The following is an 8,025-nucleotide window of genomic DNA, read 5'->3' on the forward strand; positions in this document are numbered from 1 at the left end:
GAGTAGGGGAGTAGGGGAGTGGGGGAGTTGTTATTTCAGTTTCAGTTCCTCAAGCAAACCTACTCTGATTAAATTACTAATTTTACTCAAACGTCTTAGTGTTTAGATGAAGAAACTGGCAATAGTGCTACGCACCGCTACGCGATCGCCTTCCTCTATTTTTATTGATGGAATATTTAACTCAAACGTCTTAGTTTTTAGATTTTAGATACATTCAGGATATGGTGATAAGTCAGCAGAAAACTCTAATGTCTCAAAAAAATCTAGGCTAGACAAGGAGAAAAATTTCCTGCGTTTACCAAAGATGGCCTTAAATTCTCAATTTTCCAGGAATGCTAATGATCAGAGGGCGTCAATATAAAGAAGGTGAAAAAAATTTCCGAAGGAAGAATCTTAGGGGTCTATCTTTCAAGGGGGAAAATTTATCTGGAGCAGATTTTAGTGGCGCGGATATTCGAGGTACTAATTTTCGGGGAGCAAATCTAACGGGGGCTAAGTTTTGTGGAGCTAAGGGGGGGCTGCAAAAACGTTGGGTAGTGGTTTTGCTTATCGTTGTATTTATTCTGGCAGGGATATCAGGTTTTTTTAGTGCATTTACTGGATACTTGATATCACTAATATTTGATAACTCTAGCTTAGAGTTTCAAGTTCTTGGTTGGGCAACCTTGATTGTAGCTATTTTTTTCTGGATAGTAGTTATTAGTAGGGGCATTATAGCAGCTTTTGGAGCCTTCGCCATCACCGTCGCCTTTGCTGGAGCCTTCGCCGTCGCCTTCGCTGGAGCCATCGTCCCCGTTGCCTTCGCCATCACCTACGCTGGAGCCATCGCCGTCGTCGGAGCCATCGCCGTCGCCATCCCCGTCGCCTTCGCTGTCCCTGTCGCCGGAGCCATCGCCGTCCCCGTCCCCGTCGCCTTCGCCGTCCCTGTCGCCGGAGCCATCGCCGTCCCCGTCCCCGTCGCCATCCCTGGAGCCGTAGTCACAACATTTTTAAGTGCTTACGTTGCTTACCGAGCAATCAAAGGTGACGAAAAACACGCCTTAATTCGTAATCTAGCTATTGCCTTTGCTGCTACGGGTGGCACTTGCTTTCGAGAAGCAGACTTAACCGATGCCGACTTTTCTCAAGCTACTCTCAAAAGTACAGACTTCCGAAAAGCAACTCTTACTCGCACCTGTTTCCGAGATACCAAAAAACTCGATCGAGTAAGACCAGAAAAAACCTATCTGCAGGAAGCCAAAGTCAGAGAGTTAGTCAAAACAGGTCAAGGGCAAGATAAAAACTTTGATCGCCTCGACCTAAGAGGTATTAATTTAAAAGAAGCTAACCTACAAGATGCTAGCTTTATCGGCACAGACTTAAATCGCGCCAACCTACAAAACGCTAATTTATCTAGAGCTAGATTAGTTCAAACTTTACTAGAAGGAGCAAATTTAACCAGAGCAACTTTAACAGGAGCTTGTGTAGAAGATTGGGGAATTAGTAATACAACTAAACTAATTGAAATTGACTGTAATTATATTTTTCTGAAATCTCCTGAACATGAACGTCGCCCTGCTGACCTAGAGAAAAATTTTGAACCTGGTGAGTTTGNAATTTATCTAGAGCTAGATTAGTTCAAACTTTACTAGAAGGAGCAAATTTAACCAGAGCAACTTTAACAGGAGCTTGTGTAGAAGATTGGGGAATTAGTAATACAACTAAACTAATTGAAATTGACTGTAATTATATTTTTCTGAAATCTCCTGAACATGAACGTCGCCCTGCTGACCTAGAGAAAAATTTTGAACCTGGTGAGTTTGCTAAACTGGCTCAGAAAATTCCCAATACTGTCGATTTAATTTTCAAAGATGGTATTGACTGGCAGACTTTTCTGAAAACTTTTCAAGAACTTCGAGTAGAAAGTGGCACAGAAGAATTACCAGTCATCCAAACAATAGAAAATAAAGGTGACGGTGCTTTTGTGATTCGTGTCAAAGTTCCCGATCAAATTGATGAAGCTGAATATGAGCGTAAATTCTGGGAAAAATATAAACCAAAGTTAAAAGCAAAAAAGAAGGAAATTAAGCTTTTAAGGGAACAAGTAGAAAAAAAAGACAGTATAATAGAAAGTATGATAGAAAAAAAAGACAACATAATAATGGATATTGGAAAAACAATGGCAAAAGAACAAGGTAGTAAAAATGACTTTAGCGGTGCAAAAATCGTGGGAGACATAGTAGACGGAGATAAAAAAGCTGGTAGAGATCAAATAGGCGGAACCTTCAACGACAATTCAACAAACGAAACAAAACCAAACCTGGTTGAAACTGCTAAAGAAATTCAGGAATTACTCAAACAATTAGAACAATCAAACTCTACAGAAACTACAGCAGGTCAAATGACAGTTGCTGCTCAAGCTATAGAAATTATGGAAAATGACCCCACATTAAAACAACGAGTAATAGGAGTATTAAAATCAGCAGGAACAGAAGCATTCAAAGAAGCTCTTGATAATCCAGTTGCTAATGTTTTAGTTGCAGCTTTTCAAGGTTGGATTGAACCCTAAAATCAGTTATCATTTATCAGTTGTCAAGTCTTATTAGAAAATCAACAACTTAAACTATTAGTTTTCGAGCAACTTCACGAGGTAATCTTCAAATGGACAACTTAGAGTTTGTAACAAAATATTAATTATCTATCTAAAGCGCTCAAAAAGCAATAAATCGTGCTAAGATTGAAAAAAATCAATATTTCAGATGAAATATGTCAGACCCAAAGAAGCAGCCTCCATCCTTGGAGTTGCAGTCTCAAGTCTCAGACGATGGGAAGAAGAAGGCAAAATTAAAGCAATCAAAACCCCGTCAGGGCACAGGCGGTACTCAATCGAAGAAATCGAACAAGCAGCAGGTTTGCCCAGGACAATTACCACTGTTTGTTATGCGAGAGTCTCAAGCCATTCCCAACGAGACGATATTGAGGGACAAATTGAACTACTGCTCTCAAGATTCCCAGAATCAGAGATCGTATCAGAAATTGGCAGCGGACTTAATTTTAAGCGGAAGCGATTCCTCTCCATTTTGGACAGAATTTGCACAGGTGATATCAAACGCCTTGTCGTTGCCCACCCAGACAGACTTGTTAGATTCGGATTTGAATTGGTTAAGTGGTTATGCGAACGTAATGGATGCGAACTCTTGGTTCTCAATGAAAGCAAACAATCTCCAGAACAAGAACTCGTTCAAGATATGTTGTCCATCATCCACTGTTTCAGTTCGCGGCTTTATGGGTTGCGAAGATACAAAAAAGAAATCAGCGACAAAGTACGGGAAAAACCCATACAAAAAGAGCCAAAAAGTTCAGCCAAATAGTGTTTTCAAAGTTCCAGTTTGGCCTAGCATTGAACTGCATAAAATCTGGAAGCAATGGCTGGCTGCTTATCGTTGGGTTTACAATCAGTGCGTTGAGTTTTTTAATCGTCAAAGAACTTTGCCAAAAGGAAAATCTTTAGACCAAGTAATTCAAAGCAAACAAACTCTACTTGAGAATGAATGGACTAAATGTTTAGGCAAAACCAGACAAGAAGCTGTCTGTGAAGCTGAACTTGCGTATAAACAAGCTCAGGCTGCTAACAACAGTCCCAACTTTCAATTGCGTTATCGTTCTTGTCGAAATAAATCCCAAGTAATTCAATTTAAAAACGATGCTTATCGGAATGGAACTTGGTTTCCTAAAAAAGTAAAAGGTATGCTTTTTTGTACTGCGATTGGATATCAAGTACCTCGTAATTGTGATTATGGAACTGAGCTGGTTTATCAACGAGGACAATGGTTTGCTTGCTTTCCTCAATACATTGAGCCAACGACTACTGGTTCCGATCAAGTTATTGCATTAGACCCTGGAAATAGAGCATTTTTAACTGGCTATGATGGTGAAAACGTTTTAGAAATTGGCAAGGGAGATATCGGGCGAATTAACCGTTTATGCTCGCACCTTGATAATTTATTAAGTCGTGCCGCACTATCAAAAAACAAACGGCAACATTATCAAATGCGCAAGGCAGCAACTAGAATGAGAAATCGCATTCAATATCTGGTAAAGGATTTGCATAACAAGGTAGCTTCAGTATTAGTTAATAGCTATAAGTTAATTTTTCTGCCTACTTATGAAACCTCTCAAATGGTGCTGAAGTCAACCAGAAAAATTAACCGCAAATCTGTCAGAAATATGCTCTCGTGGAGTCATGGAAAGTTTGCTGATTACCTACAACATAAGGCAGCTCGCTCATGTGTTTTAGTAGTTCGTTGTAATGAAGCTTATACTTCTAAGACTTGTACAAACTGCGGTCACGTTCATAAGAACTTGGGTGGTTCCAAGATTTATAAATGTCCTCAATGTGGTCATATAATTGCACGGGATATCAATGGCGCTCGCAACATAATGTTGAGAGCTTTGCAGGCTACTGCCTTCACTGTTGTCAATGATTCTATTGTCGTCAGTGATGCCATACCTACTGGAGCGCTTTAAGAATATTTAAGCGTTTTGATGAGGTTAAAAGTAGCACAACGTACAGGCAATACTTTTATTCATGTTTTGCGAAAAGAAATTGACCATAACCGAGACCACGGTACATCCTATCCTGCAATATCCGTCAAGCAAGGAAATCGTAATGACCGTTGTCACGAAGCAGAAATTAAAGGAAATTGCAAAATTGTTGATCGCCCTCATACACCAAATCGCAGTCAGGCAGGTGGCGCGCGTCTTTGGATTGAGGTTGAGCCGGACGTGGAAATTGTGCGTAAGTTTTTCCGAACTACAGAGTTGGATGAAGATGAATTGTTGAATCCTGACCCTCCTGAATTAAACCTAGTTACTACAATTCAAACAACCCCACCTCTAAAAGAAACTTCTGTTTCTAGAGTGACTTAAAGATTTCAACTTCGACTACTAGAACTCTACAACACAAAACCCATTGACTCTAATACTTCCCTAAGTCGCTTTGCTTCAATAGGGTTATATTTNAACTACAGAGTTGGATGAAGATGAATTGTTGAATCCTGACCCTCCTGAATTAAACCTAGTTACTACAATTCAAACAACCCCACCTCTAAAAGAAACTTCTGTTTCTAGAGTGACTTAAAGATTTCAACTTCGACTACTAGAACTCTACAACACAAAACCCATTGACTCTAATACTTCCCTAAGTCGCTTTGCTTCAATAGGGTTATATTTGTCGTGCAAACTAATTGCCTTTCCAAATACCTCTAAACTTTCTGGTACTTGACCAACTTTCAACAATACAACTCCCAAATTTTGATAAGCTTCTGCATAGTCAGCATCAAGTTGAATTGCCTTTTGATAGGAGGCGATCGCTTCGGTAAACCAACCCATTTCTTTCAATATCATTCCTCGGTTATAGTGACCGACTTTAAAATTAGGGTCTATCTGTAAAGCAATTTCATAGTTAGTTTTGGCTTTCTCTAAATTTCCCTCTTCTTTCAGCAAACTACCTAAATTATTGTATGCTCCTAATTTCAATTTAGGCAAAATATTTAATTCTGTTGCTATTTGATAATGACGCTTTGCCATTTCTGTTTCTTGCTTTTGTCGATAAGCAATTCCTAAGTGGTAATGCAGCTCATACAAAACTGTTTTATCTACCTCTGAATCTTGGAAACCTCGAAACAATAATTCCATCCCTTTTTCTCNCTACCTAAATTATTGTATGCTCCTAATTTCAATTTAGGCAAAATATTTAATTCTGTTGCTATTTGATAATGACGCTTTGCCATTTCTGTTTCTTGCTTTTGTCGATAAGCAATTCCTAAGTGGTAATGCAGCTCATACAAAACTGTTTTATCTACCTCTGAATCTTGGAAACCTCGAAACAATAATTCCATCCCTTTTTCTCTTTCACCAACTTCTATATATAAAGCTCCCAACTTACTACAAACATAAGCATCATTAGGATTATCGCTGAGAAAACTTTCCATCGCTGCCTTTGCTCTTTCCAGTTTATTTTTAGAAGTAATTTCTCCCTTTTGATAACCCTCATGTAAAACTGCTATTTCTGGCAACGAAGCAATTTGCCAATCAGATTCTTTGGCTAAAATCTCAGAAATACTATCATCAACTATGGCATGATAAGGTCGGGAAAATTTTATATCTGGATGATTTCTAAAGAGACGAGAAACTAAAGAATAGGGAGATTGTTGCGCCCCTATTTCCTCTCTGACTAAATTAATTAAAATGTGGCGATCGCTCTGAATAGCTTCTCTAATATGTGGAGCTATTTTTGGTGAGAGATATTCATCAGCATCTAATACTAAAACCCAGTCACCTGTGACATATTTCAAAGATTCATTTCTTGCTGCTGCAAAATCATTACACCATTCAAAATAATGTACTTTTGCACCAAATTCTTGAGCTATTTCTGGAGTTTTGTCTGTTGAACCAGTATCCAAAACAACCATTTCATCGACTACATTTTTCACACTTGCCAAACATCGTGGCAAATTTTTTTCCTCATTTTTAACAATAATGCAAAAAGTTAAATTCATATTAGGGATTAGGGAGTAGGGAGTAGGGAATAGGGAGTTGAATATTTATAATTCAAATATTAGGGAGTAGGGAAGGGAGTTGAATATTTATAATTCATATCTAGATTATGCAAACCTTATAATACCATTGAGTTAATAATTTTTGAGACAAACAGATGAATTTTTGTTTTATTTGAACCGTATTATATAGAATCCGGGTAATTAGTTATCGTATTGCGGAGGAGTCAGGAGGCGCGGAGTTAGGAGAAATATTGGATTTGAAATATTAAATTATATAATTCCTATTCAATAGAAAACTTGTCTTAATGAAGAAGTAGTTTTGCAATTACTGTATAACCGGATTTTATATTAGGCAACAAGATTAAATCTGCTTNTTATATAATTCCTATTCAATAGAAAACTTGTCTTAATGAAGAAGTAGTTTTGCAATTACTGTATAACCGGATTTTATATTAGGCAACAAGATTAAATCTGCTTATCAATTCAATCAAGAGGTACTTTTTCGCACCTCTTTTCCCAATTTCATTAACTAGATTATTAACAGTAGTACAAAGCTGGAACTTATCCTAAAAATATTTCAAATATTGCAATACGCAAATAGGCTAGTGGTACTTAGACATTTTTTTGCACAAAAACTGCTTGTTTGCGGAGCATTCCGGAGGAAAAAACAGTCTAGACAAGGGAATTACGTCAATGCCTTAAAAATCCCTAAAACCCTTGGTAATAAAGGATTTAGACTTTTTCGGCGTAAAAACCTCTCCCTGTATATATTTGAGCTGATTTTTTGCTGCTATTTTGTGTAAGTCCCGCTAGAAGATTTATAAATGCTCAACCTCATTCAGGGATTACTTCTGATACGAAATCAGGTTATTAAAAGTACCTTTTTCAAAATTCTCTCTAACCATCTCCCTATCTCCCCACCTCCCCAAAAGGGTACTCTATAAACCGGAGCAAGTATTACTTCATTAAAAAACCCATTCATAAACGTAGTTAGGAATGGGGTTAATCCACATATTCCCAATAAATGGTATAACGCTAATTAATTACTGAGGTAGAATTACTGTATCAATTACATGAATTACACCATTACTTGCAGGTACGTCTGCTTTAACTACTTTAGCTTTTCCAACTTTAACGCCTGCATCAGAAACTTTAACGTTAACTTTGCTACCTTCAACAGTTTTTACCATTCCAGATTCTAAGTCTCCAGACATTACCTTACCAGGAACTACATGATAAGTCAGAATTTGTACCAGTTTATCCTTGTTTTCTGGCATTAATAACTTGTCTAATGTTCCTTCTGGTAAAGCTGCAAATGCTTCATCAGTAGGTGCGAATACTGTAAATGGACCATCTCCTTGAAGCACTTCTACTAAACCAGCAGCTTTTAATGCAGCAGCTAAAGTATTGAATTGACCAGCAGAGCAGCAGTTGCCACAATATCCTTGGAGTGAGAGTCAGCAATTTGTAGAGGTTGGTTAACTAC

General features: G+C 38.0%; 6 protein-coding genes and 2 pseudogenes. 5 read left to right on the forward strand and 3 right to left on the reverse strand.

What is annotated here, in order from left to right; translation table 11 throughout:
• Positions 1-338 precede the first annotated feature (338 nt).
• From AFK68_RS45825 to AFK68_RS20180, 5 genes and pseudogenes are all read left to right on the forward strand, one after another.
• Positions 339-1,593: pentapeptide repeat-containing protein (locus AFK68_RS45825; RefSeq protein ID WP_371357470.1), on the forward strand; the 1,255-nt coding region annotated here is incomplete at its 3' end.
• A 1-nt stretch (position 1,594) separates the two neighbouring features.
• A pseudogene (locus AFK68_RS45830) lies at positions 1,595-2,548 on the forward strand (pentapeptide repeat-containing protein); the annotation flags it as partial.
• Positions 2,549-2,738: 190 nt separating this feature from the next.
• Positions 2,739-3,350: an IS607 family transposase gene (locus AFK68_RS20170; protein ID WP_094674538.1), complete on the forward strand. Its 612-nt coding sequence runs from the start codon at positions 2,739-2,741 to the stop codon at positions 3,348-3,350.
• A complete protein-coding gene (locus tag AFK68_RS20175) occupies positions 3,265-4,506 on the forward strand; it encodes a transposase (protein WP_246844303.1) in 1,242 nt (413 codons plus the stop codon). Before AFK68_RS20170 ends, AFK68_RS20175 begins: the two co-directional genes overlap by 86 nt.
• A gap of 15 nt (positions 4,507-4,521) precedes the next feature.
• Positions 4,522-4,908 (forward strand): hypothetical protein, encoded by a 387-nt coding sequence (locus tag AFK68_RS20180; protein ID WP_143438073.1) that lies wholly within the window; start codon positions 4,522-4,524, stop codon positions 4,906-4,908.
• 237 nt (positions 4,909-5,145) lie between these two features.
• Here AFK68_RS20180 and AFK68_RS20185 read toward each other — a convergent pair whose 3' ends face one another.
• The 3 genes and pseudogenes from AFK68_RS20185 to AFK68_RS20195 form a co-directional block, all read right to left on the reverse strand.
• Positions 5,146-5,676 (reverse strand): tetratricopeptide repeat protein, encoded by a 531-nt coding sequence (locus AFK68_RS20185; protein WP_371357472.1) that lies wholly within the window; start codon positions 5,674-5,676, stop codon positions 5,146-5,148.
• Between the two features lie 12 nt (positions 5,677-5,688).
• Positions 5,689-6,539: pseudogene (locus tag AFK68_RS20190) on the reverse strand (glycosyltransferase); the annotation flags it as partial.
• Between the two features lie 1,043 nt (positions 6,540-7,582).
• A complete protein-coding gene (locus tag AFK68_RS20195; protein ID WP_371357471.1) occupies positions 7,583-7,906 on the reverse strand; it encodes a fasciclin domain-containing protein in 324 nt (107 codons plus the stop codon).
• Positions 7,907-8,025: the final 119 nt, after the last annotated feature.

Origin of the sequence: Hydrocoleum sp. CS-953 (genome assembly GCF_002260545.1) — a bacterium.
Taxonomy (GTDB): Bacteria; Cyanobacteriota; Cyanobacteriia; order Cyanobacteriales; family Microcoleaceae; genus Trichodesmium.

Coding starts and splice junctions, on each gene's coding strand:
- AFK68_RS20170 (WP_094674538.1), top strand. CDS start 2,739: ATGAAATATGTCAGACCCAAAGAAGCAGCCTCCATCCTTGGAGTTGCA.
- AFK68_RS20185 (WP_371357472.1), bottom strand. CDS start 5,676: ATGGAATTATTGTTTCGAGGTTTCCAAGATTCAGAGGTAGATAAAACA.
- AFK68_RS20175 (WP_246844303.1), top strand. CDS start 3,265: ATGGGTTGCGAAGATACAAAAAAGAAATCAGCGACAAAGTACGGGAAA.